Raw genomic sequence first — 17,436 nt, 5'->3', positions numbered from 1 at the left:
GAAGCACGGCCCAAGATTGGTCCACGAGCGACCTGATCAATTCGCTGCGACGATGCCGGCACACGGCAGCTGGGGCGCGTAGTTGCTCGTAGCTCAAACCCTAAAGCCCCAGCCAATCGATCACATGCGGCCAGATCTCTCGATGCGCACTCTGACCGACGAGCGCTCCAACTTGCTGCAGCGGAACACCGGTTTCCGCCTGATAGACAAGAACGGAGGGGGTGCTCAACGGTTGCAGTATGGGACCAGGAGGGCACCAAACGACTGGTATGATCAACTATCGCGGCGACGGGTCATTCAGTAAGCGGGTCCGAGCCGGCAAGAGGGCCGAGCACGTAAAGCTCGTTGCGGGCCAAGCAGTCTTTGCGAAAGCGCACGTCTATCCCATTTCGGAGCAGTTGGCGAGCGGGGTAAACTCATCGGGGCTCCCACGAATGGCGCGGAGGGGGGATGGCGAGCGCTTCCGAATCCGGCAAGCTGGCCGTGCAGCCTCGCAATAACGCACCAAGCACGAACTCCTCGGGTGCCGCGGTACGCTCGCCCCGATCGAGGAGCAGGCTCCCTGGCAGCGTGCTAATGGGCTCGGACGATGGTGCAATCAACGATCGATACTCGAAGTCTGGATCGTCAGACATCGCTTCGAAGATCGCCACCATACAGCCTTCGCGCTCCAGCGGCTGAAGCGTTGGAGAACGCTGTTCCAATCGCCAAACGCCTCTGGAAGATCACGCCAGCGAGCTCGCGTACGCACAATCCATAGAACGCCCTCCACGAACATCCGGTAGTCGCCTCCAGTCGATCCCTTTTGTCAGCCCGGCCGATAATCAGCGGCGCCATCCGATCCGACGGTGCGTCGCTCAAAACCATACGGTCGATCATACCCAAGACTGCCACCCCAAAAGCAGTCTTGAACTGATGTGCCGGCTTAAGGGAATCCCAGGAGGTCCACAGGACCTAGTAAGCGGCAAGCGGTGGTTCCGATTGCTCCAACTTCGCCAGCGCAAAAATCTCTCCTCTTGGTCATTAAGGCCTTTCTTCGGCGGACGACCGATGCTGCTGCGTGTGAGAGAATGCACGCTTCGGCCAATTTGGCCCACTCTAATTCTCTAAGCCCGTCAGCTTGTCGAAAGCTGATCCTAGTAGAGTGAGAACTAGAGAGCGACACTATCCGCTCAGGATTGCGAACCGGCCCCAACCGGAGGGGAACATGGACCCACTTAACAATATCAGCCCATTCGACCGAGATCTCGCTACGTACAACGCCACGGTGGCACAACAGCAACAGCAGCAAGCGGAATTTGAGCCGCACTTGGATGAAGTGCCGCAACGCGATGCCGCTCCCGTCGCAGGGGTTCCTGCTCCTCCAGGCTCCTATTATCCGTTGGAGCTCGGGCGCCATAGTGCCCGCGATCCTCATTCCGAAGGCGCCGTCGCCAGACGTCTTGGGGACGCCGCTGCGCAGGACAGCGCGTCGCGGGAAGCTTTGAGATGGTCGGAGGGGCTCACAACGCAAGGTCACGATCAGGGTCTGCTGCGGGGGATCATGGACGAAGCCAGCCCAGCATCGTCTCTCGATCCAACCGTGCGCGATCACCAAGCGCCGGATTTTGGAGAAGCCGTTCGTCAGTTGAACCGGCGCGACGGCTACCAGCCGGCTCCGGACGAGCTGACCGGGAGCGCGGCGAAGAGGCAGAGGACGCTAAGCCATCCGCAAGAGGATGCCATTGCGCGGCAGCTGAGCGAGGCCGGCAATTCAGCCGCGCGCGTGTTGATGGAAGACGCCGGCCCACCGTCGCCTCTCGGGCGAGCTGTCGGCTCGCCAGTGGTCCTTCCTGCGAAAGGTTACGATCCGGATCTGCTGTGGGCGAGGATGGAAGGCGCCGGCCCACCGTCGCCTCTCGGGCGAGCTGTCGGCTCGCCAGTGGTCCTTCCTGCGGAAGGTTACGATCCGGATCTGCTGTGGGCGAGGATGGAAGGCGCCGGCCCATCGTCGTCTCTCGGGCCAACCGCGCGCCATCCTCAGGCCCCGAATTTCGGAGAGGCCGTTCGTCCCTTGAACTTCGGCCACCAGCACGCGCCGGACGAGCTGATCACTGCGCGGGAGGGGAGCAGCCTCCCGCCGAGCCAAGACAGCCGACCGACCAGCTTCGTGATCAACACTGACCGTTACACGGCGCTGTTGGTGCCCGCGGGGCTGATGAGGCAGAGCGCCCCACTCAATCCGCCAGGCGCTGCCATTCGTCTCGGATCTCGACCGGAAAACGCTCCGCAGCCGAGCGCGCGGCCGGGGAATCGGACCTCGCCAGCGCCGCTTGGACACAGGATGGAGCAAGCCGCGCCCGCGTCCGCCAGGGCTGAGGCTATGCCCTCAGCGGTCGGCGAGACTTTTGATGCTTCATTGGCCGTTCCCGAGGACTTTTCCCACGGCACCCAACCCGCGCCGGACATGATGATCTCGAAGCTGGGCCGCTGGGGTCTCTTGCCGGACGCGACGGAGCCGGTAAAGCACTACGACATTCGCGGCGAGCGCTACACCGCCGTCTTGGGGCCGGGAGGACCCAACGACGTTCGGCTCATCCATCACCCTCGAGTTGGTAGTGATGCTGCGCCAGCGGTGCCGGCGAGGGCTCTGTCAGACATCTAGCGCGGTCGTCACTCTCTGGCTGATCTGCCGTCCACACCGCAGAAGCTGCGTGATGACGCTGACTATCGCAATTCCGAGCAATTGTATTGGCTTCTTTGGCGGCATCAGGTGCTTCAGCGGGTCCTGAGCGAGGGTCGAAGATCGCTTGCGGTATGGATGACCGATTGATTTGCTCCGGGTGATTAGTTCGCAATCGGAGAACTTCACCCTGAGCGTCGCCGTCCCGCCCCGGGCGCCTGTGGCCTCGCAGTGGTGCGAAACCTTTTCGATGAGCGGCTTCAGTTCCGCTGCCGGAGCATCGTACTCCGCTAGGTCCTCTGAGAAGGTGTTCTCCGCGCCGAGGGACTTGCGGATCCGGTTGGCACGCACGGGACGCTCGTCGATGCCGTGGGTATCCAACAGAGTAGCTATCGGCCTTGCCGAAGTTGGCGTTCATGAACTCGAGTGTCTGTTGCGCATGTCCATGCCCGGGAAAATCCCGAGGCGGTTCATCTTGGCGCTTGTCGCCGGCCCGATCTCATGGAATTTCCCGGCGGGGAGATCCTGAACGGAGGTCGGACCCATCTTTGGCGTGGTAAGGAACGATCATGCGGCTTGCGGTGGTGCGAGGCGAGCTTCGCCAGCAACTTGTTGTAGGATGTCGGCCGAGCGGTCAGGCAGTGTCCAAGTGCCAGCGTGAGGCTATGACTAAGCGATAACCCGAAATCGACTAAACGCGACTTTGCAAAGACAAAAGCCTTCGACGAGGTCTTCCCAACGATGCGCAAGGCGCCGCGGCTCAATAAGGCGCCGACGAATAAGCTCGGCTTAGCCCCGTTGTCTTGAATCATTTCAAGGCCGGCGGCCCTAACTGGCAGAGCAAAACTGACGAAGCATTTGTGAAGACTTGACGGAAGCCCGTGGATAGCTGAACGGACGCTCCAGACGAGCGGGGCGTCTCGCGGAGCTTTTTGTTGCATCAGGTCGGCATATGAAATCTTGGGTTCACAATCGGCTGAACATGCTTAACGAAAAAGGCGACCAGCGCTGCTGAATCTGCCAACAGCAGATTCCGGGACTCGCGTAATGCGAGCCCGGAACAACGTGGTAAGAGATTGCAAGAGCAAACAAAAACCCCGGCATTGCTGCCGGGGTTCTCGCGTTTCGTGGTTCACGTGACGGCGGCTGGATCAGAAGTCCATAACACCCATGCCGCCCATGCCGCCCCCAGGAGGCATTGCGGGGCCGGCGGCCGGCTTCTTCGGCAACTCGGCGACCATCGCCTCGGTGGTGATCAGGAGAGCCGCCACCGACGACGCGTTCTGGACTGCGGTGCGCATGACCTTGGTCGGGTCGATGATGCCCTTGGAGACAAGGTTGCTGTACTCGCCGGTCTGCGCATCGTGTCGTAAGAGTACTGATCCTTCTCCAGGACTTTGCCGACCACGACCGAGCCGTCTTCGCCCGCGTTGATCGCGATCTGACGGGCCGGCCAGGACAGCGCCTTGCGCACGATCTCGACGCCGGTCTTCTGGTCGTCGTTCTTGGTGCGCAGGCCCTTGAGCTGCTCGGTGGCACGGAGCAGGGCGACGCCGCCGCCCGGAACGATGCCTTCTTCCACCCCCGCACGGGTCGCGTGCATTGCGTCATCAACGCGATCCTTGCGCTCCTTCACCTTGATCTCGGTCGCGCCGCCTTAGCTGACTGCAGCTCTCGGCGTCGACGATCTACGTCAGTGATAAGCGCCGCATGTGTCCGCGCGGCTTCCTGGCCTTTTCGAGGCCGGCTGGAATGAACGGCCGTTCCAGCTGATCCGGCAGGAATTCTATCTGTGGGCGGGAGCGCGGTCTGTCATGTCGGTCCGAGCGCTTCGCTTCACCGGCTGTTGATGCCTGAGTAATTCTCCCCAGAAGTGCCGTTTAAAAAATCCCCAGTTGATCGTGTCGCCCATCCTCAGGGCGCGCCCTGAGGATGGGCGGCGAATCGATCACCCAATCCTGCTCTGCCCAGAACGAGGGAGCGGGTGCGGTGATCAAGCTTGGGGAAGTCATCATGATTCTTGATCTTCATCGGCAGGGACTGACGGTTTCAGCGATCGCCCGCGAACTCGGGATCGATCGAAAGACCGTTCGTAAATGCATCGCTCGTGGCTTAGAGCCGCCGGTCTATGGTCCACGTAAGCCGCGCCAGCGCCGCATCGATCCATTCGTTCCGTATTTGCGCGAACGGGTGATGGCTTATCCCGGCCTGACCGGCCGCCGGCTTTTGCGGGAGCTTCGCGAACGCGGTTATGAGGGCGGCTACACCGCCGTTACCGACCTGCTGCGCGAGATTCGTCCGGTCCCATTGCCAACGTTTGAAGTTCGCTTCGAGACGCCACCGGGCGACCAGGCGCAGGTCGACTTCGCTCAATTCCAGGTGCAGTTCACCGATGAGCCGGCGGTCACCCGCATCGTTTGGCTGTTCTCCTTTGTGCTCGGCTTCAGCCGGCTGATTTGGGCGCGTTTTGTCCTGCACCAGGACATGCAGACGGTTCTGCGCTGCCATATGGCGGCATTCGAGGCGATCGGTGGCATCCTCCATGAGATCCTTTACGACCGCATGAAGACTGCCGTCATCGGCGACGCCGGCGGCAGCATCGTCTACAACCGGGCGCTGGTCGACTTCGCCCGACACTATGGCTTCCAACCCAAGGCCTGCCGTCCGTATCGGGCTAAAACAAAGGGAAAGGTCGAGCGACCCTATCGCTATATCCGCGAGGACTTCTTCCTCGCCCGCTCGTTCCGCAATCTCGATGACCTGAACGCGCAATTGCGCCATTGGCTGGATACGGTGGCCAATCCGCGTCTACACGCCACGACCCAGCGTGTCGTCAACGACGCCTTCCCGAGGAGAAGGTGCATCTCAAAATGCTGCCGCTGGCACCCTTCCGCTCGGTCCTCAAGCTGGAACGGCGGGTCTCGCATGAAGGCATGGTGAGCGTCGGCGGCAATCTTTACAGCGTTCCCGACGCGACCTGGAAGCGGGTCGTCGAAGTGCATACGCTTGCCGATGAAGTTCGGATATTCGAAGACGGTGCCCTGGTCGCCGTGCACCCTGTGCTGGAGGGCCGACATCAGCGCCGGGTCGCCGCAGGGCATCGGAAAGTGCCGCGGATCACCGATCCCCATCGCGACACACCGATCTTGATCCTGCGCACCGCTGATGTGGTCGCCGCGCCCCCCCTCGACTTCTACCAGGCCGTCGGCCGGCGGCTGGCCTGCCAGGGAGACCAGCCATGAACGCGGCCATCGAGATCGTACCGTCTGTGCTCGACCGAATCCGCAAAACCCTGGTCGGCTTGAAGATGCCGAGAGCGTTGGAGGTCCTGGACCAAACCGTGCGTCAGCTCGAGCGCGGCGAAGCCAGTGCGCTGGAGGTCATCGACACCTTGTTCGCCGAGGAACTGACGCTGCGTGAGAACCGCCGCGTGAAGATGGCGCTGCGGATGGCCAAGCTCTCGACCATCAAGACGCTCGCAGGATTCGACTTCTCGTTCCAGCCGTCGCTCGACCGCAATCGCATTCTCGCGCTCGCCCAGCTCGACTTTGCCGACCGCCATGAGGTGATCCACTTCCTCGGCCCACCCGGAACGGGCAAGAGCCATCTCGCCACGGCGCTGGGCGTGGAGGCCGTGAAGGCCGGCCGCAGCGTCTATTTTTCAAGTCTTGCCGACATCATCGGCGCTCTGACCAAGGCCGAGCGGGAGGGGCAATTGTGCGAGCGGATTCGCTTGCTGTGCCGGACCTCGTTGCTGATTGTCGACGAAATCGGATACCTGCCCGTCATCCCCGGCGGCGGCAATTTGTTCTTCCAGCTCGTCAATGCTCGCTACGAGCGCGGCGCCATGATCCTCACCTCTAGTCGCGGCTTCGCCGAATGGGGTGAGTTTTTGGCGACCCCGTGGGGGGCACGTCCGCTCCAAGGCCCCGATCAACTCGCCAATCCGGCACAGTCGCCGCGCCGCCGCGGTCGACCACTCAAACATGGAGCCAACGATCACCACCCAACCGGCTGATCACCGAAATACCGCCCAGCTGGGGAATTTTACTTCGGCACATTTGGGGAATTTTGAAGCGGCATTGACAAGGATGGCAGGTTAGAGGAAATAGGGGCGCCCGCACCGATGCCAGAGGCAGAACTGCCGCCCGGCCTCTGCTCAGGACCATAACCCATGACCGCCATCGGCGAGACTGGCGTGCCGCCAAACGTCTGTTCGAGACGGTTGTAGACTGCCGAACGCGCATAGAAGCTGTCATTGACACGCCTGCCCTTCTCCGACGCATAGACGGACGGCGAAAGCTGACGCAGCGCAGATGTCACCACCGTACCGTCCGACCCGGAGAAGTCGAGTGCCGCGACGAGCGGGTGCAGCCCCACCGCAGCGTTGCCAGCTACGCGATCGAGCGCCGCGCCCACCTGGCGGCTGTTGGCATCGGCTCCATATTGCGAATAGGCATCAACTGCGCGGGAGAGTGTCAACGCGTAGGTGTTGTCGCCCTCGGCTGTAGTGCTTGCCATTAAGGTTGGCGATTGCAGCGATGTCGTCACGTTCGTGAACGAGCCTATGAGATTTGTTGCGTTCAGCCACCGATTGGAGGAGAGGCTAGAGCCGCTGCCATACCAGCCACGCTGCGGCATGATCGTGGAGCGTACCATCGAGCGTCGCATTCCCGTTCACCACGAGCCGGCTGAACGCACCAGCATCGTTTACGGCGACCTGCAAGCGACCGGTCGAGGTTTGCAGATACTCGCCATTCACCATTATGCTGTTGTCAAGACCGTCGATGAGCGGTGCGACAGCGCCGCTATTGGTGAAGCGGCCATCGCTATTGAGGAGATAACTGCCGTTGCCGGACATGATCGCGCCTTGCGCGACAGTTGCGTCGTACACTTGGTGATTGCCGGTCAACAACACGACGCCACCGGACAATTGCAGCGACAGGTTGTTGCGCCCAACGATATTTCCTTCATTGCGGGTTGCAAAGCTTGCGTCAGGCTGTCCGGTTGAGTGACCGTTCGCGTCAGGCGTCATGCCGACCGTTAATTTGGTCAGGCCAACCATTCTGGTCAAGCTGGGTGTAATCAGACAGAATGTCCCCTGACAATGTTGCGCCACGCATCACATTGATCTCGCCCACATAACCATTGTTCGACATGTACATCGCTGCGTGACTGCCAGCGAGGCGCCCGATCAGATCGAACGTGCTGACGAGCGGACCGTCGATTTCGTTCAGCATCGGGGCCGGGTTATTGCCAATCGTGCGAATATACGAGCCACGATAGTCATGGTCATTGCCCATCGCATTGTTGCCAAAGTCGAAACTTGCTGCGATGCCATGCTCGCCGAGAGCCTGCACGTCGCCACGCTGAGTAAACGTGTGATTCTTCCCATAGGTGAACATGACGCCGCGCCCATAGGCGCCGTCCGCATAGACGCGGGTCCCGGACGGGATTATGATCTGATTGTTTTCGCCATCGACGCGGATGCCGGCGCCCCCTGCTCCTTGCGAAAGCAGGTCGGCGCGCTGGACCACAGTGTTGCCGCTGCCATAGACGTGCAGTCCCAATCCGAGCCTGGCCGTGTTGTATGTATTGGGCAGATAGGCGGTACGGTTAGCATTACGAGCGAAGAAGGGATTGTCGTTTACCAGATTCTGACCGTTGCCGTAGATCGAGTAACCGAAGGAATTGCGCCGATCGATGCTGTGGCCCATGTCCTGCAACGCGGCGAGCTCCGCCTCCATGAGGGAGGTATAATTCCGGTATTGCTGGTGGCTCATCAGGCTGTTCTTAAGCTCGCTATGCGAGACGAAGGGCAAGTCGTGCCGACCATCCTCGGTCATCACTCGCACCGGGATACCTGGCATGGCACGGGCCAGTACTTTATTCACATGCCGGCCTGCGAAATAGCCCTGATCGCGGCTCAGGTCGAAAACGTCGTCAGCTTGCGGGTTCGCGCAGCCGGTACAATAGATTGCCTATCCAGGCTTCGCTTGTTTGCCATTGTCATCGTGCAAATGGTCGGTCCAGGCATTTATCGATTCAGGGAAATACGGTGATGTCGCCTCAGGAGAAAATGGCGAATCTTTGTACTGGCAATTCCCAACTGATGGGCCAACTCATGAATCATAACGGGTACAAGACCGATCTTCGGCGTCGTCGGTAATTGCGACGGGATGTAGGCATCGGATGAGAACCCCATCTCGCCGATCTCAACCATGCCATGCGCGCCGTAGTGCAGTTCGCCCGGATCTTGACGCGTGAGTGCCGCCTGCACCTTGGTGCCGCCGTCGGGACAGAGGCCCATGCGGTGTAACCGTTAATCCCGCCGATGTTGACGATGGCCGGCGACTGACCCGGCGTGACGTTGATGATTTCAGCCCAATGCTGGATCGCCGCAAGCGAATGATCTATTTCCCATTGCGGCAAATTCCGCAATGAAGGCCGCGCGTCGCCTGCTCGGCAACAAAAAGGGCCGTCGCCGGTGCCGAATATCCGTGCCCGTATGAAGGGCACGCCGTTCGAATCCGTGACATCGTAACTTTCAACGGCCCTACTGGGCGAACCCAGCAACGCATTAACCGCAAGCACGATGGTCGTAATTGTCTTCGTCTTCATACTACACATTCTATTCGAGGCATCGATTGCAAGCGTGCTTTGCCGTCCAACTTCGAGCGCGTGGGCACGTCAACGCGCGAGCGGAGCGGCCCGTGATTGGTTACACATTGGCCGCGCGACTTCGCGGCCATAACCCAAACGGCAGCGCTTCAAGATGAAAGGAACGCTGTTTGCTCCGGGTCCTTGATGAAATTCAAATCCGCTCACGAAAGGCGCGTCATCGCCGTCGCTGATGCCTTTTCAACTTCCTTAACCTCAAACTCTGGCGCATCACGCTTGGCATTTACGCCCCGCTGAGCCGAGGCGCGCCGCGCCCGGATATCACCGCCTGATGTCTGCGGCGCCGGGATGATGTCGGTCATTTTCATGGTCCATGAGCAATGCGAGCTCCTTATTTTCTCTGATCGCGCGGCGATTCTGTACTGTGCAGGAGACAATCCCGACACAGCGGCGGCTGCACGCAACTGCCAAGCAACGGAGCAAAAGCCACCAATCGCCTGACGCGTCCGCGCACGCAGCCGAGCTGAAGGCAGCATGCACGCGCGGTGGCCGTTGGGTGTGAAAGCAGGCACTACCACGTTCGGCGCCCTCCAATGTTGTCGCAAACTCGCCAATGCAAAGGAGCGCAATGAACGCGCGCGCCGAAAAATTGCAGCGCGTTCGTTACTCATCTTTGCTGGCGATTGCCGCAATCAGTTCAGGGCTTGAATGTGCCCGCAAAAGGCAGGCATGTTTATGCACTCATTATCATGAGCTTCGTCATGACATGCTTCAGGCCACATGTGAGCACTGGCGCGCGGGCCGGCCACGTCAAGATAGAGGGTGCGTGAGGCAAGTGGAATGCGACGTGCGCGACCTGGCTGGTCGAAAATGCTCGGCCAGCGATCGCGCTTAAGGCGGATCGAGGATGACCAGGCAATTTAACTCGGAAGAGGCTGGAGCCGGTCCTCGTTGCAGCAGACGACCGTTTGACCAGCCGCGCCGAGTTGGGCGCCACGATCGGCAATATTCTCGAATTCTACGACTTCGGGACCTATAGCTTTTTCGCGATCCAGATCGGTGAGGCGTTCTTCCCGACGAGCGACCCGTTCGCAGCCTCATGCTGTCGCTCGTGACGTTTGGCGCAGGTTTTGTAACCAGACCGATCGGGGCCATCGTGCTCGGCTCGTACTCGGATCGGGCGCCGGCCCGCGATGAGCGCCAGCTTTGCCACGATGAGCGCCGCGATCCTGGTGTTGGCTGTTACGCCCTCCTACGAGACAATAGGAATTGCTGCTCCCTTACTAACCATTTTCGCACGTTTGGTGCAGGGCTTCGCTCTCGGAGGTGAAGTCGGTCCGACTACCGCCTATTTGATAGAAGCGGCCCCGGCCGAGGCCCGCGGTCTTGCTGTCTCGTTTCAACCTGCCAGCCAACAGATAGCTGCGACCGCCGGAGCGTTGGTTGGAGAAATACTCTCCCTCACCATGACAACCGAGGCACTCAATGCGTACCGATGGCGGATCGCGCTTTTGCTCGGCGCCGGTACGCTGCCGTTCGGACTTTGGTTGCGGAGCGCCCTGTCGGAAACGCTGCACCGCCCCGAAGCCCCGGCTCTCCTCGTCCAGACTGTAAGATCGCCTGCCGCTCGCCGCATCATGAGCTTGGGATTCGTCATTTTGGCGAGCTGCACGATTATTACCTACGTCCCGCAATATCCACCTATGCGCTGAACACCCTGCAAGTTTCTGCGCCTCTCGCCTTTGCCACCACGCTCATCAGCAACACGGTAGGAAATGCTGCCGCCCTGCTGGGCGGTTGGCTCGCGGATCTGGCCGGACGCCGGCACATCATGATCTGGCCGCAGATCGCTGCGTTCCTGATGATCTATCCGGTGCTTTTGTGGATCACAGAGAGCCGCAGTGCCCTCGCACTTCTCGGAGGCCTCGGCGCGCTCACCCTGATCGGAGCGATTCCGAATAGCGCCTTCTATGTGAGTATGGCCGAAGGTTTGCCCAAGAACATTCGCGATGGCGCCTTCGCGACGATTTACGCTTTTGCGATCGCGATCTTCGGAGGCACAGCGCAAGTCGTCGTCACCTGGCTGATCCACGTTACCGGGAACGCGCTGGCGCCCGCCTGGTACATGCTTGTCGCCAGCGCGGCCGGGCTCTGTGCCATGCTGATGATGCCCGAGACCGCACCGCCCGCGACCTCGGAAAGGACCATGACCCCAGCTGCGACATCAACGCGATCAAGTTGACCCGTTAAAGAGACCGGCCTCAGCCAGTTCCGGTTGGCGATTCTCTCGTCACCCGCGATCACCCCGTCTCCGCAACCCCGACCAGCTCCGACGAAGTGATCGCTACCATCGTGCCACTGGAGACAAAGAATGGAAGCTTGGCAACACCTCGCAATTAAAGGGCCGGGGCGATTGTCCGGCCATCCGCATCAAAGGCTTACACCCTCTTTGCAAACCAAAACCTTGTCGGGGCCGCGGCATGACGGAGGCCCGGACATACTGCCGCCGCTGCCGCACCAAGCTTCCCCATCCGACCGAGAACCCGCGCTCGTCGTTCTGCTGTCGTGGTTGCTGGAGGATGTTCTACGCTGCGAGGTGTCTGGTCTGCGAAGGCTCGATGGCGCGCAACGCCGGCCACCAGCTCGTTTGCTCTCGACCGGCCTGCAAGATCGAGTTCCGTGCACTGAAGCGTCACGGTGTCCTTGGCCGCTTCTACGGACCAAAAACCGCTGTTGGGCACACCCCCAGCCCGAATGTCGTCAGCGCCTCCGCAAACACCGCAAAACAAGGCGTTTGCGAGCGCGTCGACAGCGACCGAGGGTGGCGCATCTGGGCTCCTCGCTGAGCCCGTCGGAAATCCGCCTCGCGACCATCGGGTACACGGCTGCGGTGAAGGCTAGTCGTGTCGCCAACAGACGCCTTCGGGATGAGCTGGAGCGGGCCGAGATCGAGGCCAACGGTCACTTCGAGGACGCCGCGTGGCGCGAAATGACGAGCTCCCACGGCGTCCGAGCGTTCGTCGCCAGCGACAGGCGGCGGTCGGAATCGTGAATTCTCCCTCGCGACGTTCTTTCCCTTGGTCGACGAGATTCCGCGATAACACGCCGCGCAATGCCGAATTCGGGCACATCGTGGCGCCACACCTTCGACCTGACCGAGCCGACGAAGGTGTCGCAATTGATGCGCGTTGCCCGCCGCTATGCGGACCGCAAAGACCTTGCGGCCAAGGTCGAACGTTAGGCGGTGCTGGTCGCGCTGTCGCGTAGCGCGCTGCAAGAAGCGGCACGTCGTGAGTTCGAGGCGAGGATTTTGGCCGGCGAGCGCGTGAGCGCGCAGGAGGTTGCCGCGAAAACAACACGGGGCCTGAAGCGGAATGGAAGACCGCCCAAGGCTCCGGCCGCGACATCCCCGGTAACCCCTTAAATTACGGTGTTTGCGGACGCCTGTTCGACAATCGGGCTAGGTGGGTAGCCCGCCAGCCTAACCACCAACTTTCAGGCAGCACCCGCCGACGGCACTGACACCTTGCGCGGGGGATCCCGCGAAGGGGCTGTTCGTGTGTGGCGAACGCCAGCCGACGACAGCGCGGCCTGGAGCTTCCGACATCAGGGGCGTCAACTGGCGTCCGCAAGCGCCTGTCACATGACCGACTCACATTTTTTGTACTCGCCGATGTGACCTGTCCCCAAAAACCGACGGCCCCGCTCACTCGGCGAAAGAGGCCCATCGGAGGCCAAGTTCCGCGGGGCCTGCCTCCGGACCACCGGCTGGGCAGGCTGGAGCCGGCATGGACAGATTTTGTCTTGCTGGAGTAGCGCCATGAGCCGCAAGTTAAAGCGTGTGTCGTGCTGCGAGGTGTGCTGGACGATGCTGTCCGGATGGTGCCCGAAGCAAAGCGGACGTCATCGTTGAAGGCATGCCTAGCCGAAAAAATACTGGCTCTGGCCGCCGGGGCCAATCGGACACCGCTGTCTTACCGCGGCTTGCCGTGCGGGCGGTGCTGGAATCCTGCTGTAACTGCTACGGGTGTGAAGGGCAGCAACCGACCCTTGCAGCGGGCTGCGACCATCGCGGGAAGGTGATCTAAATCAAAGCCAAAGTGAATTAGCCGCGCTACGTTGCTGATAGGCCGAGTGGCCCTTCGGGCCATTGAGAGCTACGAGATGCTATGGCTGATCATGCAGAAATCATCCGCGCGAGCCGAGCAATGTCGGCAGCAGTGCAAAGACGGCTGGTCCGATCGACAAACAGCGACTACTGCGGCGTTCCGATGAATGGCCGAGGCTCGCACAGCTACCGGTGCTCGCTTCAACCGAAGACGCCTGCAGGAGTGAGCCTGACGAAGGCGACATTCTCAGGCTCCAGCAGTTCACTGAGATGCCTTTGCTCATGTGCGACCTCTTTGCTGATCGAGCTTCAGCCCCCTGACCCCACGGTCGGCCGAGAGGGAGCACTGCCCCGGCGCGCCCAACGGTCGCGCCGGGGCACATGACCTGGAGCGGAATATGCCTCGAAATAACTCAGCCTATTACCGCGCCAAGGCCGAGGATTGCCGTGCGCAGGCGGAGCGAGCGAGCCGCCCGCTCGACAAGGAGTCGTGGCAACGCCTCGCCGATGAATGGCAAAAGCTCGCAGAACACGCCGAGAGACTCGAAAATCAATAAGTCTTCGACCGATGCCCCACTTGGAAACTTGCTTAGGAATCCTGCGCAGGTTGATCGCTAAGGCGATCTGAACCGCATCCCGTTGGCTGAGAGGGCCATTAACGAATACTGGGATGTCACCCTGCCGAGGGCCCGCAAGAGCGGCCTTCGGTTTGTTCAGCAACACATTCTGGCCCACGCCAATGCGGTAATGGGGGATCGCCGCTCCTTCGCCGAACGCGTACATCGAAACAAAGCTGGCGGAGTAAGGCCGCCTTGGTCGGGTATCCGCGGAGACGTGCCAGGTGTCATCGGCGATCTTGCGGAGGCGGTGCGTCCAGTCGAGACCACGCTGCATCATTTGGCTTCGCTTAGCCAGAGCCAAGCAAAAGTCCTGCCCAGCAAGCGGCAGAGTTATTCTTACGAAATTCTTCTTTGGGGAATTCCCTGATCGACCGGGAGGGGATTGTGCGCTGGAGCTTTACCGAAGTTCCCGAAGGCGGCCATCGCATCTTCGGGCGGCCGAGCCCCGAAGAGCTGATGTCGGCCGCCTCCCAAGTTGCAGCCTAACATGCTAGCGTGTTTTGGCGTGCAATCCCGCCATCTTGTCCTGGGCTGAGATGGTACGAGCCTGCCACACGACAAGAATGGCTTGTTCTCCGGCCAAAGCGCGATGTCACCGACTCATAAGGCAATACGCCCTCCGTGATTGTCGTGCCATACCCCAACTACATCCCGTGTCGAGCAACCTGCGTCGACCGGTGCTCCGCCTCGGCAAGCCAATAGGGTGGGTGGCCGCTAACTGCGGTGCTCAACAAGGACTTACAGAATGCAGGCGTTAGCTTGCCGCGATGGATCACGACGTTCTCGTGACCCGTCGCAGCTCGGGCGTTCTGCCAGTGCCGATTGTAGCCGCGCTGTTCATTCGACTTCACGTGGCAAGCGGCGAATTCGGCGTCATCCAGCGTCGCCAACTGCCAGGCATGTACCGGCCGTTTCGTATGAATGTGCACCCACATCGGACTGGGCATCGCACCATTGCGCCGTGCCTTACCCTGCAGCTTGATCTCGAACAGCGTCCCTGGCCCGCCCTTCAACGCGCGCGGTAGATCCGCAGGCGCCAACTCCTCAGCCGCCCGCAGCTCTTCAAGGTACTTCTGCGACGGAAAGGCGTAGGTCTTCATGCAATCGATCCTGATTTTGGCCTTTCGGTCCTGCAAAGTCTTTGCCAGCCCCTGTGCCTCGGACAACATCACCTTGAGCCGGTTTAATTTGTTGTGCACTTCGCTCACTTGCGCAGGCGTGAGTAGGCCGCGTCGACGAGGCTCCTCCAACGCGGCTACACAGGCCTGCATCTCGGCGGCCTGCTTCTGCAGGCGCTCGACGACGGTGTCCACGATGTGGTCGGCGTCCTCGGGTTTCATCTGGCGCGCTTGCGAGATGGCCCTTTGCTGACCGGGCAGATCGAATTGCAAAAGTTCGTCCAACCGCTTGAGTACTCGCGTCAGTGCCTCCTTCGACGGGGGAGCCTGCCACATCGCCAAGTGTCCGGTCGCCGACGATGACGCCCTCGCATGTGCCTCCTCCGCGCTCGCGAGTTTCTTCGTACCCAGATCGGAGAGCACGAGAACCTTGGCTGCTGGCGCCGTGCCAATGCCGGCGGTCGCGACCTGCGGCTCCGGCCGCCCAGCCGCCGAACTCCCGGCGCAAGCGGCGGGCGTGCGCTTGCCTTTCCCCTTCCTGCGCGCTGCAGTGCCTTCGGCCGCAACAGCCCTGCCGGTAGTGCTCGCCGGTGTCGAAGCTCCAGCCTCGGCCGGCGGTGCGATGTTGGCCGGCATCTTCGGCTGCACTGCCAGAAACCGCATGACCTCGTTCGCAGTGAGCCACGCGCCTTCCACGATCTGGTCCAACAGTTCCACTGGGAGGTGGGCACCTGTTCCAACGTCGCTTAGCTTGGCAACGATGTCGTCCTGCGACGCCGACGCAAATTCCGAAAGCCGCTCCATGACTCCTTCCAGAACGGCGCAGTGCTCTGCGTCGAGTGCCCGTCCTTTGCTGTATAGAACAGCGTCGGACGTCGAGACGAATGCCGGAAAAACATCCTCGATGAAGGTTCCGAGCAGACGCGCCCGCCCGTTCTCACCAATGAGGATCTTTCTCACGGCTGGTTCGAACTCGCTCGCCTGCTGCTCAATCATGAGCTGCGCGAGAGCGATCCGCGATTGCAGATGCATGCACTTCGTATTGAGTGCCCAGCCGGCGTGCAGCCGCAGTGCCGCCTCTTCGCCCTGCCGCATCCGGGGCGTTGTACTTGGTAGGTTGGCGGTGGCCGCGCAGACGGACTGCATCCGTTCCGAGCGCAATGCCTTCTTTCCCCACCACTCTATGCAGGCCAAGTACTGTTTCGCCACAGTGGAAACCGCTCGGCTGAGCTGGTCGGGCGAAGCGTTGGATTTGCGGAGCGCGTCGAGCACGGATGCCGCACCCTTCCTGCTCTTCTCCAAGGCGTAGATGGTCCGGGTGGCCAGCATGTTGCATTCTTCCGCCGCCTCGAGTGCCACGTCGCGGATTCGGCGAGCCTGATCGTCGGGCACAATGCTACGTGCCAAATCTGGGGGCAGACTCGCGTAGTACTCCAGAACTGTTGAGCCTGCCTTGACGACTTCATCGATCAGCTCTTGCAGCTGTGACGAGTCCTGGACTTGCTTGGCCGCATTACGACAAGCCTCAAATTCCTCAAGCAGGCTGTCCATTTTCCGCTTTGTTGCTTTGATCTCGTCGCCCCTCGAGGAAACGGGGACTGCCAGACGCGATGTTGGCGGGTGGCTGGCGAGTGGCGCCGTTGCACCTTGAGGCCCGGAGCGCATCCGCTCCAGGACGGAGTCGAAAGATTGGCTGCCTTCCCCAGGGGCGAGACTGGAATCCGAGGGCGCATTGCTTGATCCCCCCGCGCTGTCGGCTCCTGCAGTCCCAACGTGCGATTTGCCAGGTCGGCCAATGCCCGTCATATTCATCTCCGATACAGTCGAGAATGCGCAGCCTATCTAGATAGAGCACCTGGCTGACGATTGGCTGACGAAGGTCGTTCTCCCGGACGCACAAGAAAATCCGAATGACCATCGTTCCAATTCCATGGAAGCTGCCCTGGTGAAGCTCATATGCAGCACGTTTGAGGACCGGGTTCGAGAGCCCGGCAGATTGCGAATCCATCTCATCGCGCAAAGCCGGGGCGGATAACGGAGGTCCCATGAGATTGCGAACTACCATTCATGGGAGCACCTGTACGCGCATCTTCGGACCTATACGAGATCCAGTGCCAAGGCTGCCGAAGGCGGTAACGAATTCCGGAGGCTGGATATGGCGTTCTGCAACGTTCTGGCCGGAAACTGATGCTTTCTCTTAAGGCCTTCTGTCGTCCTCCCTGAGGAGGCGCTAGGTCGTGTGGACTCTTGGGATTCTCAAATCAGATGGAACGTGATTCAAGGCTTTCTTTTAGGAGGAAGCCTTGG

8 protein-coding genes and 6 pseudogenes are annotated in these 17,436 nt (G+C 60.9%); 5 read left to right on the top strand and 9 right to left on the bottom strand.

Annotated elements, in window-relative coordinates:
- Positions 1–576 precede the first annotated feature (576 nt).
- From ACZXDY_RS40770 to ACZXDY_RS40760, 3 genes and pseudogenes are all read right to left on the bottom strand, one after another.
- Positions 577–885, bottom strand: a pseudogene (locus tag ACZXDY_RS40770) (transposase); the annotation flags it as partial.
- Between the two features lie 1,747 nt (positions 886–2,632).
- Entirely contained in the window at positions 2,633–3,043 is a 411-nt protein-coding gene (locus ACZXDY_RS40765; RefSeq protein WP_245475207.1) for a DinB/UmuC family translesion DNA polymerase, read from the bottom strand.
- A gap of 770 nt (positions 3,044–3,813) precedes the next feature.
- A pseudogene (locus ACZXDY_RS40760) lies at positions 3,814–4,319 on the bottom strand (TCP-1/cpn60 chaperonin family protein); the annotation flags it as partial.
- Between the two features lie 332 nt (positions 4,320–4,651).
- On the opposite strand from ACZXDY_RS40760, the pseudogene istA reads away from it, so the two are divergent.
- Both istA and istB read left to right on the top strand, forming a co-directional pair.
- Positions 4,652–5,904, top strand: a pseudogene (istA, locus tag ACZXDY_RS40755) (IS21 family transposase).
- A pseudogene (gene istB / locus ACZXDY_RS40750) lies at positions 5,901–6,580 on the top strand (IS21-like element helper ATPase IstB); the annotation flags it as partial. The pseudogenes istA and istB, both read left to right, overlap by 4 nt.
- Positions 6,581–6,709: 129 nt before the next feature.
- On the opposite strand, the gene ACZXDY_RS40745 reads toward istB, so the two are convergent.
- The 5 genes from ACZXDY_RS40745 to ACZXDY_RS40725 all read right to left on the bottom strand — a co-directional run bounded on the left by ACZXDY_RS40745 (position 6,710) and on the right by ACZXDY_RS40725 (position 9,645).
- Entirely contained in the window at positions 6,710–7,321 is a 612-nt protein-coding gene (locus ACZXDY_RS40745; RefSeq protein WP_463719109.1) for a hypothetical protein, read from the bottom strand.
- A complete protein-coding gene (locus ACZXDY_RS40740; protein WP_464349375.1) occupies positions 7,269–7,727 on the bottom strand; it encodes a hypothetical protein in 459 nt (152 codons plus the stop codon). The genes ACZXDY_RS40745 and ACZXDY_RS40740 overlap by 53 nt, the downstream gene beginning before the upstream one ends.
- On the bottom strand, positions 7,687–8,508 hold the full coding sequence (locus ACZXDY_RS40735) for a hypothetical protein (RefSeq protein ID WP_464349374.1): 822 nt from the start codon (positions 8,506–8,508) through the stop codon (positions 7,687–7,689). Before ACZXDY_RS40735 ends, ACZXDY_RS40740 begins: the two co-directional genes overlap by 41 nt.
- A gap of 191 nt (positions 8,509–8,699) precedes the next feature.
- Entirely contained in the window at positions 8,700–8,972 is a 273-nt protein-coding gene (locus tag ACZXDY_RS40730; RefSeq protein WP_130231077.1) for a hypothetical protein, read from the bottom strand.
- A gap of 514 nt (positions 8,973–9,486) precedes the next feature.
- On the bottom strand, positions 9,487–9,645 hold the full coding sequence (locus ACZXDY_RS40725) for a hypothetical protein (protein ID WP_464349373.1): 159 nt from the start codon (positions 9,643–9,645) through the stop codon (positions 9,487–9,489).
- 573 nt (positions 9,646–10,218) lie between these two features.
- Here ACZXDY_RS40725 and ACZXDY_RS40720 point away from each other — a divergent pair.
- The 3 genes and pseudogenes from ACZXDY_RS40720 to ACZXDY_RS40710 all read left to right on the top strand — a co-directional run.
- Positions 10,219–11,525, top strand: a pseudogene (locus ACZXDY_RS40720) (MFS transporter).
- A gap of 870 nt (positions 11,526–12,395) precedes the next feature.
- Positions 12,396–12,524: a hypothetical protein gene (locus ACZXDY_RS40715; RefSeq protein WP_283807049.1), complete on the top strand. Its 129-nt coding sequence runs from the start codon at positions 12,396–12,398 to the stop codon at positions 12,522–12,524.
- Between the two features lie 1,841 nt (positions 12,525–14,365).
- Positions 14,366–14,497, top strand: a pseudogene (locus tag ACZXDY_RS40710) (AhpC/TSA family protein); the annotation flags it as partial.
- A gap of 158 nt (positions 14,498–14,655) precedes the next feature.
- Here the strand turns inward: ACZXDY_RS40710 and ACZXDY_RS40705 are convergent.
- Positions 14,656–16,935: a hypothetical protein gene (locus tag ACZXDY_RS40705; RefSeq protein WP_464349372.1), complete on the bottom strand. Its 2,280-nt coding sequence runs from the start codon at positions 16,933–16,935 to the stop codon at positions 14,656–14,658.
- Positions 16,936–17,436 lie beyond the last annotated feature (501 nt).

The sequence above is a fragment of the Bradyrhizobium sp. LeoB3 genome (assembly GCF_055456055.1).
This window is presented reverse-complemented; position numbering and strand designations above follow the sequence as displayed.